This is a genomic window from Methylomonas sp. EFPC1, assembly GCF_016925515.1.
GTDB classification, from domain to species: domain Bacteria; phylum Pseudomonadota; class Gammaproteobacteria; order Methylococcales; family Methylomonadaceae; genus Methylomonas; species Methylomonas defluvii.
In genome coordinates this window covers 3,994,738-4,009,764 of record NZ_CP070494.1, presented here as the reverse complement: position 1 = coordinate 4,009,764, position 15,027 = coordinate 3,994,738, and the positions used below count along the sequence as shown (strand labels likewise).

Below are 15,027 nucleotides of genomic sequence, written 5' to 3'. Positions count from 1 at the left end.
TTGGCTTTTCGAGTTTTTCACCAGCCTGTTAATGGGAGAAAGTACTTTCACTCTTTGGTGTGCTGATGCTGGACTTATTTCAAATGGTTCAAAAATAGATAAAACAGGATGGGATTTTTTTGTTGAATTTCCCTTCAACTCGGAACTTGAAAGAAATCCTATTGAGCTTCATAAAGCTGCGTTTGAATGCAAAGTTCAAGTCAAAGCAACTGATAAGCAAGAAAGAAAGCTTCCTATAAAATTATCAAACTTAAGGCGATTAATCACAGCTCAAATGCCTGCATTCTTTGTTTTCATTGAGTTTGATGGTGCTGATTCCGCAAAAAGAGCTTTTATTGTTCATGTTGATAATGAATTAATTTCTAAAGTACTTAGAAATCTGCACAAAATTGAACAAAGTGATGTTGAAAATAATTTTAATAAAAGAACAATGACCATTCACTATGGTAAAGAGCATGAGATGTCTGTGCTTAATGGAAGCTGTCTTAAGGGTATTTTAAACAATTATATTGGTACAAATTTATCAAAGTATGTATCAAATAAAATGACACATCTTAAGTCTACTGGCTTTGAAGATGGTTTTGCACAAATACACTTTACAGTAGAAGGTGAAGATAATTTGAAGCAACTTATAGATGTTTCCTTGGGCATTGAAAATGATGTGGGATTATCTACATTTAAAGGAACTCATACTCGATTTGGTATCGTTTCTAAAAAGCCATTTATAGCGAACACTGGTGGTCGACTAGAAATGCCGAATCTTGAACCAAACGGGGAAGTTTTAGTTAGTTTTAAAGAAAGTAAGCTATCTCCTGGAGTATCATTTAAATCGAAATATTTTAGCTCGCCATTTAATATTTTGGTTCCTGATGAACTAAAAAAAATTAGAATTGAAGGTGACTTTTTTGATTTGGCCTTAAACCCATATACTGGTTCTGCAAATTATTCATTTTCCCTAGGAGAAGGAGTTAGACTAGAAGTAAAAAAATTTAGAGATGCGTTAAAACTCCTTAATTTATTGAACTCCTCAGGAAAAAATATTTTTGCTGAATTAGTTTTTGAAGGAGGGGGAAGTATAGAATTCAAAGTAGGCTGTACAGATGCACGGTTCGATTTTTCAAAAGAGCTAAAAACCATTGAATGTGCTGTAAAATTGCTTTCGGATTTTGAGGTATCAGAAGTTGTGGATATATCATTTTCTGAAATATATCAATATGAAAAAGAAATATGTCAAATGGCAAGTTTGATAAATGCTTCACCTAACCTTTTTAGGGTTGAATTTAATGTAGACGGTGAGGGCTTTGATCCCAACAAAAATGTTGCAAATATTTTTCTAATGACAACTCCAATAGGAAGTCATACCTTTGGTTTAATTATCGTTTTAACAGGTACGGTGAAAGTTTTGGACAATGAACGCTACGAGCTGTTAACAAATAATGCTTCAATTGAAAAACGGTTGATTTCAAGAAGAGATAATTCTATCAAAAACGAAGACTTATTATCTGAAATAGAAATTGTAGAAGAAAGATACGATGCCGATTATTCCGTTGTTACTATGTTTGACAAAAAGTGCTAACACCCAAATCACTTGATTTAAACCGGCCATTCAGAGATCAACCTCAAAGGTCTGAAATTAGACGAAATTTGCCCATCAACCCACTCCAGAACACCTACCGGAAAATCGGGTTTGCGATAGGTTTAAAGACAATTCACAAATATCCGAAGCTACATCAGGCTTCAAAACCCATCTCGAAGGAAGAGAAGCCGGACTCGTCGCCGTATATCAACGACAGGCCGGACGGATCGGGTATTTTGCTTTGTTTGGCCGAGTAGGCGTCCAGGATTGGGGTGATGTGGCGTACCGATCTGGGCGTGGTGTAAACCAGGAAGGCCGTTTCGTCGTCGGACCAGCCGCCGAACATCGCCATGCCCTCGGGGCCGTTTCGCGCCACGTAGGCGGCTCGGAAAGCGCCTAACAGCACGTAGATTTCACCGGATTCGTATTCCTGGCGGGAGAGGGTGATGCGGTGCCAACTCATGGTTTTTGCCATTTCATGCCTTCCGTCACTAAATCAACTTAATTGACCTAAATCGTCTTGCTGCTTGATTTTGCTCAGCCCCAAGAATCTTAACATCGGAAGGCAATGCAGACCATACAGGTGCCCACCGGGATGGATAATCCCGGTGCTAGAAAAATTACGAAATGTAATTAAACAACGACAGATTTTGTACCTTGGTAAAGGCTTGCTGCGCGGCTTGCAGTGATATTTGTTGCAGATTGAATTTGCTCAAAGCTTCGGCGTAATCCAGGTCGCCGATGTCCGAGGCGGTGGATTTGTTGTCCAGAATGTAGTCGGCGTTTAAATTTTCCTGATCGTCCAAGGCGTTTAAACGGGCGCCGGCCGAGGCGCGTATCGTATCGAAGCGCACCAGAGCGGTATCGATGTCGTTCAGCGAGTTCTTATTGGGCGTGTTGGCTTTTAAATCGGCGGATATTTGCGCGACTGCTTGAAACACGTTGCTGATGCTGCCTGCTGTCAGCGGCGCGACTTGAATACTGCCGAACACCGACTCGCCGGGGTCGCCGTCGGTCACTTGCCGGGTGGGGCCTATCGCGATACTACGTTGGTTGGCGTCACCCTGATAGGCGTAAGCCGGGGTGTCGGTAAATGCGGCCTGATCGGTTTTGTATCCGGAATAAATATACTCGCCGTTGGCATTTTTGGTGTTGGCGATGCTTAGTAATTGCTTGTTCAACTCATCGATTTCCATCGCGATTTGTTTGCGGTTGGTGGCGGTGTTACTGTCGTTCAAACCTTGTACGGTCAATTCCCTGATTCTATGCAACACGCTGCCGGCATTATCCAGGCCGGATTCTTCCAGGTCGAGCCTTTGCCGCGCCGCGCCGATGTTGACTTGGTATTGCTCATTTTCCTTAATGTTGTGATTCAGGTCGATCATACTGGTGGCGGCGACCGCATTTTCCGCGGGGCTGAGGTATTTCTTGCCGGACGATAGTTTTAGCTGAGTCTCGCTGAGTTTGGATTGTTGATCCAACATCGCGTTAAGGCCGAGCTGATGATTCCATGAAGTTGAAATGCGCATAATAATCTCCTAGCGAAATGCCCCGATCAGCGTGTCGAACAGTGAGTTAGCCACCGACACGGCTTTGGCTGCTGCCTGATACGAATTTTGAAAATTGATGAGATTGGCCGCTTCTTCATCCAAGTTGACGCCGGATACGTTTTCCTTGGCGCTGGTGGCTTGCTTTAGCAGGGTTTCCTGCGCGGTGCGACCCACCGAGGCGGCATGCGTTTGCGAACCCACATCCGAGATCATTTGCCCATACACTTGGGTAAAGCTGGCTTTACCGCCGAACATTTTTGCTTGGGTTTCCAGGTTAGCCAATTTCAGCGCATTGCTGTTGTCGCCGGGCAGGCCGGTGGCGCTGGCGGCAGCAATTTGTCTGGGATTGGTGATGGCCGCGTTCACTTTGATTTTGGCGGCGGCATTAAAGTTGGGGCTGATCTGGAAGGAATCGCCGCTGGTCAACGAGCCGCCGCTAAAACTAATACTAAAACCGTTAGTGGCGGCGGTGGTCGCCAGAGTAGCGGCGCTTAAGCCTGTGGTAGTGGTATTGTCGCTTAAATTGGTCAGGCTGAAAGTGGCCGCCGGCACCGTTGCGGTCACATCAAGCCGGTAAGCGGCGCCCAAGCCGGATGCTGATGTTGGGGCAACAAATGCGCTAGAAACCACCAAGGTGCTGTCGCTGACGGTGGCTTTCACTTGTGGAGTAGGCGAATTCAAATCAAAAAACGCCACATTGGTGTTGCCGTTGATGTCGTAGCCGGCTTTATGAATATTGTTAAATTCCGTAGCCAAACCGGTTGCCAGCAAACCCAGCTGTTGTTGCGCAGGGTCCAGTACTTGATCTCTAAAGCGCAAATTGCCGGAGATTTCGCCGCCGGATAACTGTTTTGAAATATCCTGGCCATTCAGCATGATCAGCTTTTGATTGACGTCGTTACTGTCGCCGACCACGGACAGCGTCGAAGCCGCACTGCCCAACACCAGTGGTTGGCCCTTGCCGATAAACACGTTGTAAGAGCCGTCGGCTTGGGCGACATAGGAAACATCGGCTTTTTCGGCAATTTTAGTCAGCAATAGATCGCGCTGATCCATCAACTCGTTGGGCATTTGCTTGCCGGACGAGCGGCCGATGTCCGACACGATTTTCACATTCAATTCGGCCAGGGTTTTGGCAAAGCCGTTTAGCTCTTGCACCGAGCTGGTGATGTTATCGTTGACGCGCTTACGCAAATCGCCGAAGCGGGCGCTCATGGTGTTGAATTGCTGGGTCAGCGATTCGGCTTCGGTCAACATCACCTGGCGGGCGGCCACCGAGCTGGGATCGTTGGCAACGCTGTCGATCGCATCGAAAAAGCTTTTCATGGCCGGTGCCAGACCAGTGGTTTCGTCGGCGGTGATATTGTCGATTTGCGAGGACAAGGTGTAAAAACTGTCTATATCGTGAAACGTCGCGGTGCTGGAGCGGACCTGATTGCTGATGAACTGGTCGTAGCTGCGGGTGATATTAGCAACCTCGACGCCGTTGCCCATATAGCCGTTGCCGGTGAATTGCTCGGGGCGGGTGGCCAGTTCGACGCGCTGCCGGCTGTAGCCTTCGGTGTTGGCGTTGCTGATGTTGTTGCTGGTGGTTTCCAGCGAGCGCTGGAACGCCGTCAGCCCCGACAATGCGTTTCCGAGAATGCCAATGGCCATGGTCGCCTCCTATCCCGCGCTTTTTAGAGCTGCTACCTGGGCCGCGGTTTGGCTGTGGTAGATCGTCATGACTTTTTCGGCATACCGCGGATCGGTGGCATAACCGGCTTGTTGCAGCTCGTGTAAATAGTGTCCGGCGTTGCCGGCTTTTTTCAAAGCTTCGCTGTAACGCGGATTGGTTTTGATAAAGTTCACGTAATCGTCGAAGCTCTCTTTATAGGAATCGTAAGCCCGGAAGCCGGCCATTTCTTTTTTGGCGACACCCCCGGCATATTCCAGCGTCATGGTTTTGGCTTGTTTGCCTTGCCAGGACCTGTCGGCCTTGATATTGAACAAGTTAAAGCTGTTATCGCCCTGGGGATTTTTCACCATGCCTTGGCCCCAGCCGGTTTCTAATGCCGCTTGAGCCAGCAAGACATTGGGATCTACTCCCAGGCTGCGCGCGGCTTGTTCGGCATGCGGACGCAATTGGTTAACGAACTCGTCTCTGGAGGTTAGCGGCCGATCATTTTCGCTGCTGACTTTGTCGTCCAGGGTTTGCCATTGGTCGGCTAGCGCATTTTGACTACGTTCCAAACGGGCCAAACTGCGTTCCAGGCTGCTTAAGCCGGAGGCATCCAGCGGCAGGGATTCTTCGCTTTCCTCGCCGGCTCGCAACGACTGATGATGGTCGGGCTTATTGCTGGCGCCGGTGCCGGCTGCGCGATTCAAGAAATCGCCAGTGGACAGTTGTTTGTCTTGTTCTTCGTCTTTGTTTTGTTTGGGCGACAGTTGTTGGGCAATCAAATCCGCAAAACCAATACCGGGTTTGCCGGCCAGATGTACGGACATTTGTTGGTCGTACATGTCTTGATAAAACTGGGTTTGTTGGCTATCCAAAATGCCTTCGGACAATTTAGCCTGACGCATGTTTTTCATGATCATGCCTAAAAACACCGACTCGAATTGTTTGGCGACTTCCTTGATCGCCTCGGGCGATTGCTCGCGGGCGCCTTGTTTAAGTTTCGCCAGGCCGTTGAAGTCGGTATAAACCGAAGCGCTGTCTACGTTTAACATGGGAATCTCCAAAAAATCATGCAATTGGCGGCTGTATTACGTTGTTTAAATCACGATCAGCTCGGCTCTCAGCGCGCCGGCGGATTTCAATGCTTCCAAAATCGCCACCAAGTCGCTGGGGCCGGCGCCGACGCCATTTACCGCTTGGACGATCTCGTCCAGCGATACGCCGGGGTTGAAGACAAACATGTGGTTTTTATCTTCTTTAACCGAGACATTGGATTGCGGTGTGACTACGGTACTGCCGCCGGATAAGGGGTTGGGCTGGCTGACTTGTTGGTTTTCGCTGATCGTCACCGTCAGGCTGCCATGAGACACCGCGGCGGGTTGTACTCTGACCTTGCTGTTGATAATCACGGTGCCGGTGCGGGAGTTTACGATCACTTTGGCCGGCGCATCGTCGGGGGCCAGTTCCAGGTTTTCGATAACCGAGGCAAAGCCGACCCGTTGGTTGGGGTTAACCGGCGCTCTGACGCTGACCGAAGTGGCGTCGACAGCTTGTGCGGTTTCGGCGCCTAAAGCCTTGTTGATCGAGTCCGCCATGCGCTGCGCGGTGGTGAAATCCGACGAGTTCAAATTAAACACCAGGTCAGCGCTTTGATCGAATGAACTAGGTACGGCCCGTTCCACCGTGGCGCCGTTAGGCACCCGGCCCACCAAGGGGTTGTTGACGGTCACTTTCGAGCCGTCCTGACCGCCGGCGCTAAGGCCGCCTACCACTAAATTCCCTTGTGCCACCGCATACACATTGCCGTCGGCACCGCGTAAGGGGCTCATCAACAGCGAGCCGCCGCGCAAACTTTTGGCATCGCCTATCGAGGACACCGTGACGTCAATTTTTTGACCGGGTTTGGCGAAAGCGGGTAGGTCGGCGTGAATGCTGACCAATGCGACGTTTTTGGCTTTGGGATCGGTATCCGGCGGCAAGGTCAGGCCCAGTTTGCCCATCATGCTACGCAGGCTTTGGCCGGTAAATTTGGTTTTGTCGCCGGTTTTATCCAGACCCGTCACCAGACCGTAGCCCACCAATTGGTTGGTGCGCACGCCGGCGATGGCGGCGATGTCTTTGATGCGTTCCGCTTGCGCGGTATTTGCCAAGAGCAGCAAGGCGATTGAAAAGAGTATTTTGTTCATCAGATTTCTCCGTCAGCCTCGGCTAGAAAGGAAACAAGGGGCTGGAAAGAATTCGCGAGATCCAGCCGGGCTTGCTGCTGTCGGCCAAGGCGCCGTCGCCGGTGTACATAATTGTGGCGTCGGCCACTTTGCTGGAGGCCAGGGTGTTGGCGACGTTGATGTCGATAGGCCTTACGATGCCGGACAGGCGGATATATTCGCTGCCGTCGTTCAGCGTCACACGTTTTTCGCCGCGCACGCGCAGATTGCCGTTGGGCAACACGTCGACCACGGTCACGCTCATGCTGCCGGTCAACCGGTTACTTTGTCGGGAGTCGCCTTTGCCTTCGCTGCTGCGGTCGGTACTGTATTCGAGTGATGAGGCCAGGTCATGTCCAAGCAAAGCCTCGCTGGCTACGCCGAATAGAGTTGGGGCGGAGCCTTTGATATTGATGTCAGAGTTTTTGCTGGCCTTGGAATTGGCTTGCTTGGTGGCGTTGGTGTTCTCGTCGAAAGTTACCGTCAAAATATCGCCGACCCGGCGCGCGGCATGATCTTCGAATAAACGCATGTCGTAGCCGGCCTGGTAAATCGCGCCGTTGCTTTGTTGGGGCGGACGCAGATCGGCGGGTTGCACTGGAGCGAAGTCGGGGTCGCGTTTTGGCAAGGTATCGCAGCCTGCCAGTAAGGCGATTGCCGCTACCAGCAAAATTTTGCCGCTTGATTGCCGTGTGATGAATTTGTTCATGAGCTTTGTCCTGAATTAAAGTTGTTGCGTGACAAAGGACAACATCTGGTCGGTGGTGGAAATGGCTTTGGAGTTCATCTCATAAGCACGCTGGGTTTCTATCATGTTGACCAGCTCTTCCACGACGTTGACGTTTGAGGTTTCCAAGGAACCTTGAATCATGGTGCCGAGTTCGTTCTCGCCAGGCGCACCGATAATCGGCGCACCGCTGGCGACAGTTTCCCGGAACAGGTTGTCGCCAATCGGCTCCAAGCCGGCAGTATTGATGAAGTCGGCAATTTGAATTTGGCCTACTTGATTCGCCGCCGCCGCGCCGGGTTGGGTTACCGATACCGTGCCGTCCTGGCCGATGGTGACGCTTAGCGCGTCTTGCGGAATGGTGATGGCCGGTTCCAGCGGCATGCCGTTGGAGGTGACCACTTGGCCGGTGGAATCCATTTTGAACGAGCCGTCCCGGGTGTAGTTGATGTCGCCGTTGGGCATTAAAATCTGCATGAACCCGCGTCCGCTGACCGCTATATCCAGCGAGTTGCCGGTTTGCAGAATATTGCCTTGGGTGTGCAGTTTTTCGGTCGCCACCGTGCGCACCCCGGTGCCTAGCTGTAAGCCGGTGGGTAATTGGGTGTTCTGGGTGGACTGTGCGCCGGCTTGACGGACGTTTTGATACATCAAGTCGGCGAAAATCGGTCTGGCTTTCTTGAAGCCGGTGGTGTTGACGTTGGCCAGGTTATTGGAAATAACCGCCATGCGGGTTTGTTGGGCATCCAAACCGGATTTTGCGACCCATAATGCTCGTTCTGTCATGACAATCTCCTAATCTGACAATTTTTTGTCTTATCAGGAGTGAAGCAGAAACTATGCCACTTGCATCAACTTGGCGCTGGCGCCTGATGTGTCATCAATGTTTTTCATGACTTTGGATTGCAATTCGAAGTTTCGAGACAGCTCTATCATTTCCACCATCGCCGCCAAAGCATTGACGTTACTGGATTCCAGCGAGCCTTGAATCAGCGTGACAGTGGCGTCGGCCGGTATGGCGCCGGCTTGCTTGGCGTGCATCAAGCCATCTTCGCGTTTTTCCAGATTGGCCGGATCGGGGTTGACCAGCTTGATCCGTTCAACAATCACGCTATTGGTGGCATTGACGCCTTGCGGGACGATGGAGATGGTGCCGTCGGTACCGATTTCCAGTTTTTGGGCGGGCGGAACGGTGATCGCTTCGCCGCCTTCGCCAAGCACCGAGAGTCCTGCGCCGTTTTGCAGTAAGCCTTCCGGGGTGAGGCGCAAATCGCCGGCGCGGGTATAGGCCTCCTGGCCCTCTGCATTACGCACCGCGATCCAGCCTTGGCCGTTGATGGCGACATCCAGGTCGCGGCCGGTGGTATGGATGCTGCCGCTGGCCATGTTGGTGCCGGGGCGTTCGGTCATCGAATAGACCCTTGATGGATAACCGGGACCGAAAGCCGGCATCGCGCGAAATTGCTCGAAATCGGCCTTGAAGCCGGTGGTTTGGGCGTTGGCCAGATTATTGGCGTTGGCGCCTTGCGCCAGCAAGGTCTGCTTGGCGCCGTTCATCGCAATGTATAGGCTACGGTCCATGGTTATTCCCCATTAATTACCGAATCTGCAGTATGGTTTGCATAATGCTGTTTTCAGTGGTGATGGTTTGCGCATTGGCCTGGTAATGCTGTTGGGCGACGATCAGGTTGACCAGTTGCGCGGATAGCTCGACATTCGAGCTTTCCAACGCGCCGGCCTGAATCAGGCCGAAGTTATTCGCACCGGCCTCACCGGGAATCGGTTCCCCGGAGTTGGCGCTTTGTCCCCAAGCGGTGTCGCCGATTTTGGCCAAGCCGTTGGTATTGGCGAAGCGGGTCAACGCCACTTTACCCATGGTTTGCGAGCCGCCGTTACTGAAGCGGGCAAATATCACCCCTTCGTCGTCAATATCAATGCCCGTCAAGCGTCCGGCCGGTAAGCCGTTTTGCGTCATCGTATTCACGCTGAACTTTTCCTGAACCTGGGTGGAACCGAAGAAGTCCATGGTGCCTACTTTCACAGGGGCCGCGCCGGTCGCCGGTAGTATGGTGTAATCACTCAAGGCGAAGCGTCCGGACACCGGGGATTGTAATTTGCCGGAGGAATCAAAAGTCATCACGGCCGGTGTCGGCAAAGTGGTGGTCGTGGCCGGGGCGGCGACCGCCGTGCCATAGGTGCCGGCATTGATGGAGGTTCGGGCGTTTGGGGTGGCTGGCTCGGCCATAAAATGATACACACTCCAATTCGTAGTGGAGGCTGTCGAGGCGCCTTTTACATAATAGGTGGAGAGAATATGCGGCGAACCCAGCGAATCGTAAACAGTCACCGAGGTTTGCGAGTTGTAGGAGTTATTGTTGGTTGGGTCGAACGGAGTTACGCTGGGAACTGTTTCGTTGGCGTTGAGATTTACCGCCAGAGAGACAGTGTCGGTGGCGCTGGGTAAGCCGGTGAGGGTATTGATCTGCACCGGTTGCGTCACCCCGGTGCTGAAGCCGTCGGAGACTGCAGTGCCGTTGGGTTTATAAACCATCAGTGATTTGCCTTGGTTGTTAACCAGATAGCCGTCCTTGTCCAGTTTGAATTCGCCGGACCGGGTATAAGTGATGTCATTGGTTTCTGTTGGGCTTTTGGCCATGGTAAAGAAGCCTTCGCCGCTGATCGCCAAATCCAGATTGTTGTCGGTGAACGACAAGCTGCCTTGGTTGAATTGTTGGGCGACGTTGGCAACTCTGACGCCGGCGCCGGCCGTGGTGTTGCTGACTCCGCCAAGACTAGAGGCGTAAACGTCGGCAAATTCCGAGCGCGACTTTTTAAAGCCTACGGTGTTGGCGTTGGCAATGTTATTGCCGGTCACCGCCAGATTGTTGGATGCGGCGTTTAAGCCGCTTAATGCTGTTGTAAAAGCCATGATGCCTTCTCCTTCACAAGATTTGTTTAATTTGACTGAATTTTACGGTGCCGACGCCGTCCAGATTGACTTGCAGGCCGTTGCTGCCGCTACCCATCGTCACGCTTTTCACTAGCGATTTAATATTGGTGGCTAATACCGTATTGACGCCGTCAATTTTGGCTTCCGCTTGAATTTTGTAGACGCCGGGGTCGGCAAATTGTTTATTGCTGTCTTTGCCGTCCCATTCGAAGGTGGTAGTGCCCGCCGACTGTGCGCCCATATCGATTTCTCTGACGGTGGCGCCGGTTTGCGGGTCTATGATTTTCACGCTGACATTCGGCGAACTGCTGGGCATTTCGAAATCGCCCGAGACGCTGCCGCCGGCACCCAGCAATGCTTCCTTGGAGGGTGCCGAAACATGGCGGCCAACCAAGCCGGCTGCTTGCAGGGCTTGGTCTGAGCTGAGCGAGCTGGCAAACTCTTTGAACGAAGCCTGTAGATCTTGAATACCCGATACGGTGCTGAATTGCGCCATCTGGCCAAGAAATTCGCCGTTATCCATGGGCTTCATCGGGTCTTGATGCGTCATTTGCGTGGTCAGCAGTTTCAGAAACTGGTCTTGCCCCAAGCTTTGTTTTTTTACGCCGCTTGATGTGTCGGAGCTGGTAGTGGCCAAGCCGAGACTTTTAAAGGTGTCTATTGCGCTGGTCATAAATGCCTCACTGTCCCATTTTCAGGGTTTGCAAAATCAGGTTTTTAGCCGTATTCAACACCTCTACATTGTTTTCGTAGGAGCGGGAAGCGGACATCATATTGGCCATTTCTTCCACGGTGTTGACGTTGGATTTATAGATGTAGCCGGTCGCGTCCGCCAACGGATGATTGGGGGCATATTCCATCACTGGCGGCGCTTGGTTTTCGACGACGCCCAGCACGTTGACGCCGCTGGCGGTGCTGTTCTTGTCCATTGCATTTTTCAGTTCGGCGGCAAACACCGGTTGACGGGATTTGTAGACTTGGTCAATGCTGCTGCTGACGCTGTTGGCGTTGGAAATATTGCTGGCGACCAGATTGAGTCTGAGGTTTTGCGCGTTCATACCGCTGCCGGCGACATCGAAGATGCGAAATGCAGACATGGTTATTCTCCTTTAATGGCCGACATCAGGCCGGAAAACTTGTTGTTGATAAACCGTAAGCTGGCTTCGTACTGCACGGCGTTTTCTGCGTATTTGGCTTGTTCGATGTGCGATTCGACGGTATTGCCGTCCAGCGAGGCTTGTTGCGGATTGCGGTACAGCAGGTCTGCGCCGAGTACATTATTCTGGCTAGACAGATGGCCTTGCTGGCTGCGTTTAAGCTCTGATCCTGCCCCGGCCAGGGTTTGTTGAAACACCGACTTGAAGTCCAGGTCGCGGGCTTTGTAATCGGGCGTGTCGGCGTTGGCCAGGTTTGACGCCAGAATTTCGCTGCGCTTTTCGCGCAACGCTAATGCTTGCGGATGAATGCCTAAGGCACTGTCGAAATTAATAGCCATAATTGCCACCTTTGGGTTTTTTAAACCTTAAAGCAGTATATGTGCCATAAAATAAATGTGCTGTTATTTCATTTGTGTAGCGGATTTGAGGGATGGCGAGAGTGTCAAAAAACAGTGCTTCGGGCGGGGCGGCAAAATGCTGCCGCTGTGTTAAGTCGTCAATAAACTGACGAGCGACTTAACCGATTTTTTTGAAGTAGCTGGTTAAGCCGGAACGAACCAATTCAAAGCTGTTTAAGCCTGTCGGCATCGCTTCGGTACTGCTGAGGAACAGATAGCCGCCGGGTTCCAGGCTGTCAGCCATGCGGGAGAGGATGTCGCGTTTAACTTGATCGGAGAAATAGATCAGGACGTTGCGACAGAAGATCAGGTCAAAACGGCCCAAGGCAGTGAACGATTTGAGCAGGTTGAATTGTTGAAAACGCACGAGTTGGCTGACTTCCGGGCTAAGTAAGTAGCCGTCGTAATTTTTGTGGAAATACCGGGCTTTTGCCGCGCTATCCAGGCCGCGAGATAGTGCGGCTTCCGAATAAACCGCTCGCTTGGCTTCTTCGAGGATAGCTTCCGAGATGTCCGTGCCGATAATTTGCACGGAGCGGGATTTGCTGGAGGCTCTGATGGCTTCCAGGGCGCAGATGCCTATCGAGTAGGGTTCCTGGCCGGATGAGCACGCGGCGGACCAAACTCTTACGTTGCCGTTTTTGCTGTTTAACAAGCCGGGTAAGACCTTGTCTTTGAGTTCGACGAATTGCCGTTCGTCGCGAAACCAGAACGTTTCATTGGTGGTCATCGCGTCGATGACGGCGCTTTTGATTTTTTGCGCGGAAAATGACGCGGATTGCAGGCTATTGGCTAATTCAGCGAAACTTGTGAATTCAAATTTGCCCATCAAGGGCAATAATCGGCTTTTTACCAGGTATTGTTTGCTGTCACCCAACTCGATGCCGCAGCTCTGGCTGAGGAATTGTTGTATGGTTTGGTACTCCGCGGCGGAAATGTCGATAATTTTACCCGCCGGACTACCCGGTTCAGCCTGGTTCAACATGTCTAAGCTTTGCGGCTGGACGGCGTCTCGAGTATCGGTCAGGAATGGGCTGCATGATAAAGTTTGAGCTGATGCTGAATGGAATTCATCAACGAGTCTGGGTCAAATTTGGCCAGAAATTCGTTAGCGCCGACTTTTTGGACCATTGATGTGTTAAACACGCCGCTTAATGAAGTATGCAAAATCAAATAGATTTTTTTCATGTTGGGGTCGGCCTTGATTTTGGTAGCTAGGGTATAGCCGTCCATGCGCGGCATTTCTACATCGGAAATGATCATCGAGTATTTGTCCTGAATATCGATGCCGTCGGCCACCAGCGCGTTTAAATGATCCCAGGCTTCTTGGCCGTCTTTTAGCAGCGTACATTCGATGCCGATTTGCTGGCAGACCCGTTTAACTTGGTTCCTGGCCACCGATGAATCGTCCACTACCAAGATATGATCGTTTTTGCTGGTTACTTCCATGTCAATGATTTCTGCAGAAGCTTCTTCGCGGCCGCCGATGACTTCTTTCATCACTTTTTCGACGTCAATCACCTCTATCAGCTCACCGTCGATTTCAGTCACTGCAGTTAGATAGCTTTCTTTGCCGGTGCCGGTAGGTGGGGCTTTTACTTGTTCCCAACCGATATTAATGATCCGGTCTACCGAGCCGACCAGAAAGCCTTGAATGGAACGGTTGTATTCGGTGACGATGACGTAGCAGCCGGCGTCGCGGACCAAGGGTCTCATGCCGATAGCCATCGACAAATCGAGTACGGGAATGGTTTTACCGCGCAGGTGAGCAACGCCGCAAATCACCGAATGTGAATTGGGAATTTGCGTTAAGGGCGGGCATTGAATCACTTCCTGAACTTTGAAAACATTAATCCCAAATCGTTGTTTACTAACAAGTTTAAACAACAAAAGTTCGAATCTGTTGTGCCCCGCCAGTTTGGTGCGCTGATCGACTCCGTCTAAGACTCCGGCCATAAAACCCCCTGAAATATACTGCTTGCAATTATAGACACTTTGCTTTTTTTTACTTTATAAAATTACTGGTATGTTTCGTGCTTTATCCTTGCAAAAGTCAAAAAAGTGGCGACTGCAATGAAGAGCAAAAACTTGAGAGTGATTTGGCTGTTGGTCTGCGAAACAGCGTTGGCGGGGCCGATGCAATCGGTGCCGTTAATCCAGGATGCGGTTAACCAATACATCAGTAACAGCCTTGCTCCTGGTGGCAAGTACGAAATAGGCGGCGCGCAAATCGACCCGCGTTTGCAATTGCCGCAGTGCGAACAACCATTGCAAGTATTTGTCCAATCCGGCGAGATAAAACCGGGCAGGAATACGGTGGGAGTGCGTTGCCAGGGCGAAAGAGGTTGGACGATTTACAGCATGGTGTCGGTAAGGTCGTTTAAAGACGTATTGGTCCTGAATCGATCATTACAGCGCAGCGATGTGATTCGTGCCGAATATTTGACTGCGGAAACCCGCGATATCGGCTTGTTGCAGCAGGGCTATCTGACCGAGCTGGATGACGTCGTCGATAAGCAGGCGGTACGCAACATTCCCGCCGGCAGTGTGTTAAGCAAGCTGCACATTACCGAGTTGACATTGGTGAAGCGCGGCGAGCGGGTAAATATTCAATCAGGCAAGGCCGGAGTGCTGATTAGCGCGGTTGGCACGGCGATGGCGGATGGAGCCAAAGGTCAGAAAATCAATGTGAAAAACCTGTCTTCGCAACGCGTAATCCAGGCTACCGTGGTCGATTCCGGTCAGGTGTCGGTTTATTTTTGATAAAGCATTAAAGGAATTTATGATGATGCCGCTAAATGCTAC

Annotated in this window: 16 protein-coding genes; 2 read left to right on the top strand and 14 right to left on the bottom strand. The window is 51.1% G+C overall.

What is annotated here, in order from left to right:
- Nucleotides 1–31 precede the first annotated feature (31 nt).
- Nucleotides 32–1,576 (top strand): hypothetical protein, encoded by a 1,545-nt coding sequence (locus JWZ98_RS18330; protein WP_205451285.1) that lies wholly within the window; start codon nt 32–34, stop codon nt 1,574–1,576.
- Between the two features lie 154 nt (nt 1,577–1,730).
- Here the strand turns inward: JWZ98_RS18330 and JWZ98_RS18325 are convergent, their stop codons facing one another.
- The 14 genes from JWZ98_RS18325 to JWZ98_RS18260 all read right to left on the bottom strand — a co-directional run bounded on the left by JWZ98_RS18325 (nt 1,731) and on the right by JWZ98_RS18260 (nt 14,178).
- Entirely contained in the window at nt 1,731–2,039 is a 309-nt protein-coding gene (locus JWZ98_RS18325) for a hypothetical protein (protein WP_033159257.1), read from the bottom strand.
- Between the two features lie 157 nt (nt 2,040–2,196).
- Nucleotides 2,197–3,105, bottom strand: a complete 909-nt coding sequence (flgL, locus tag JWZ98_RS18320; RefSeq protein ID WP_051670497.1) for a flagellar hook-associated protein FlgL — start codon at nt 3,103–3,105, stop codon at nt 2,197–2,199.
- Nucleotides 3,106–3,114: 9 nt separating this feature from the next.
- Nucleotides 3,115–4,782, bottom strand: a complete 1,668-nt coding sequence (gene flgK, locus JWZ98_RS18315; protein ID WP_033159259.1) for a flagellar hook-associated protein FlgK — start codon at nt 4,780–4,782, stop codon at nt 3,115–3,117.
- Nucleotides 4,783–4,791: 9 nt separating this feature from the next.
- The gene (gene flgJ / locus JWZ98_RS18310; protein WP_033159260.1) at nt 4,792–5,838 is read right to left on the bottom strand and encodes a flagellar assembly peptidoglycan hydrolase FlgJ; all 1,047 of its coding nucleotides are present in this window, start codon (nt 5,836–5,838) and stop codon (nt 4,792–4,794) included.
- Nucleotides 5,839–5,883: 45 nt separating this feature from the next.
- Nucleotides 5,884–6,972: a flagellar basal body P-ring protein FlgI gene (locus tag JWZ98_RS18305; protein ID WP_205451284.1), complete on the bottom strand. Its 1,089-nt coding sequence runs from the start codon at nt 6,970–6,972 to the stop codon at nt 5,884–5,886.
- 22 nt (nt 6,973–6,994) lie between these two features.
- Entirely contained in the window at nt 6,995–7,699 is a 705-nt protein-coding gene (flgH, locus tag JWZ98_RS18300) for a flagellar basal body L-ring protein FlgH (protein ID WP_205451283.1), read from the bottom strand.
- 15 nt (nt 7,700–7,714) lie between these two features.
- Nucleotides 7,715–8,503 carry a flagellar basal-body rod protein FlgG gene (gene flgG, locus JWZ98_RS18295; RefSeq protein ID WP_033159262.1) on the bottom strand — a complete coding sequence of 263 codons (789 nt, stop codon included), beginning with the start codon at nt 8,501–8,503 and terminating at the stop codon, nt 7,715–7,717.
- Between the two features lie 51 nt (nt 8,504–8,554).
- Entirely contained in the window at nt 8,555–9,298 is a 744-nt protein-coding gene (gene flgF / locus JWZ98_RS18290; RefSeq protein WP_033159263.1) for a flagellar basal-body rod protein FlgF, read from the bottom strand.
- Nucleotides 9,299–9,314: 16 nt separating this feature from the next.
- Nucleotides 9,315–10,646: a flagellar hook protein FlgE gene (flgE, locus tag JWZ98_RS18285; protein ID WP_033159264.1), complete on the bottom strand. Its 1,332-nt coding sequence runs from the start codon at nt 10,644–10,646 to the stop codon at nt 9,315–9,317.
- A 13-nt stretch (nt 10,647–10,659) separates the two neighbouring features.
- Nucleotides 10,660–11,340 (bottom strand): flagellar hook assembly protein FlgD, encoded by a 681-nt coding sequence (locus tag JWZ98_RS18280; protein ID WP_205451282.1) that lies wholly within the window; start codon nt 11,338–11,340, stop codon nt 10,660–10,662.
- Between the two features lie 7 nt (nt 11,341–11,347).
- The gene (flgC, locus tag JWZ98_RS18275) at nt 11,348–11,764 is read right to left on the bottom strand and encodes a flagellar basal body rod protein FlgC (RefSeq protein WP_033159266.1); all 417 of its coding nucleotides are present in this window, start codon (nt 11,762–11,764) and stop codon (nt 11,348–11,350) included.
- Between the two features lie 2 nt (nt 11,765–11,766).
- Nucleotides 11,767–12,162, bottom strand: a complete 396-nt coding sequence (gene flgB / locus JWZ98_RS18270; protein WP_033159267.1) for a flagellar basal body rod protein FlgB — start codon at nt 12,160–12,162, stop codon at nt 11,767–11,769.
- 178 nt (nt 12,163–12,340) lie between these two features.
- Nucleotides 12,341–13,207 carry a protein-glutamate O-methyltransferase CheR gene (locus JWZ98_RS18265; RefSeq protein WP_051670501.1) on the bottom strand — a complete coding sequence of 289 codons (867 nt, stop codon included), beginning with the start codon at nt 13,205–13,207 and terminating at the stop codon, nt 12,341–12,343.
- A gap of 38 nt (nt 13,208–13,245) precedes the next feature.
- A complete protein-coding gene (locus tag JWZ98_RS18260; protein WP_020483236.1) occupies nt 13,246–14,178 on the bottom strand; it encodes a chemotaxis protein CheV in 933 nt (310 codons plus the stop codon).
- Between the two features lie 117 nt (nt 14,179–14,295).
- Here JWZ98_RS18260 and flgA point away from each other — a divergent pair, with 117 nt between their 5' ends.
- Complete coding sequence (gene flgA / locus JWZ98_RS18255) at nt 14,296–14,985, top strand: flagellar basal body P-ring formation chaperone FlgA (protein ID WP_205451281.1); 690 nt, start codon at nt 14,296–14,298, stop codon at nt 14,983–14,985.
- The last annotated feature ends 42 nt before the right edge of the window (nt 14,986–15,027 follow it).

What these genes read in the sequence shown, in the direction of transcription:
- JWZ98_RS18260 (WP_020483236.1), bottom strand. Translation starts at nt 14,178, where the DNA reads ATGGCCGGAGTCTTAGACGGAGTCGATCAGCGCACCAAACTGGCGGGG.
- JWZ98_RS18325 (WP_033159257.1), bottom strand. Translation starts at nt 2,039, where the DNA reads ATGAGTTGGCACCGCATCACCCTCTCCCGCCAGGAATACGAATCCGGT.
- JWZ98_RS18305 (WP_205451284.1), bottom strand. Translation starts at nt 6,972, where the DNA reads ATGAACAAAATACTCTTTTCAATCGCCTTGCTGCTCTTGGCAAATACC.
- flgK (WP_033159259.1), bottom strand. Translation starts at nt 4,782, where the DNA reads ATGGCCATTGGCATTCTCGGAAACGCATTGTCGGGGCTGACGGCGTTC.
- JWZ98_RS18330 (WP_205451285.1), top strand. Translation starts at nt 32, where the DNA reads ATGGGAGAAAGTACTTTCACTCTTTGGTGTGCTGATGCTGGACTTATT.
- flgL (WP_051670497.1), bottom strand. Translation starts at nt 3,105, where the DNA reads ATGCGCATTTCAACTTCATGGAATCATCAGCTCGGCCTTAACGCGATG.
- flgF (WP_033159263.1), bottom strand. Translation starts at nt 9,298, where the DNA reads ATGGACCGTAGCCTATACATTGCGATGAACGGCGCCAAGCAGACCTTG.
- flgC (WP_033159266.1), bottom strand. Translation starts at nt 11,764, where the DNA reads ATGTCTGCATTTCGCATCTTCGATGTCGCCGGCAGCGGTATGAACGCG.
- JWZ98_RS18265 (WP_051670501.1), bottom strand. Translation starts at nt 13,207, where the DNA reads ATGTTGAACCAGGCTGAACCGGGTAGTCCGGCGGGTAAAATTATCGAC.
- flgE (WP_033159264.1), bottom strand. Translation starts at nt 10,646, where the DNA reads ATGGCTTTTACAACAGCATTAAGCGGCTTAAACGCCGCATCCAACAAT.
- flgH (WP_205451283.1), bottom strand. Translation starts at nt 7,699, where the DNA reads ATGAACAAATTCATCACACGGCAATCAAGCGGCAAAATTTTGCTGGTA.
- flgB (WP_033159267.1), bottom strand. Translation starts at nt 12,162, where the DNA reads ATGGCTATTAATTTCGACAGTGCCTTAGGCATTCATCCGCAAGCATTA.
- flgJ (WP_033159260.1), bottom strand. Translation starts at nt 5,838, where the DNA reads ATGTTAAACGTAGACAGCGCTTCGGTTTATACCGACTTCAACGGCCTG.
- flgG (WP_033159262.1), bottom strand. Translation starts at nt 8,503, where the DNA reads ATGACAGAACGAGCATTATGGGTCGCAAAATCCGGTTTGGATGCCCAA.
- JWZ98_RS18280 (WP_205451282.1), bottom strand. Translation starts at nt 11,340, where the DNA reads ATGACCAGCGCAATAGACACCTTTAAAAGTCTCGGCTTGGCCACTACC.
- flgA (WP_205451281.1), top strand. Translation starts at nt 14,296, where the DNA reads ATGAAGAGCAAAAACTTGAGAGTGATTTGGCTGTTGGTCTGCGAAACA.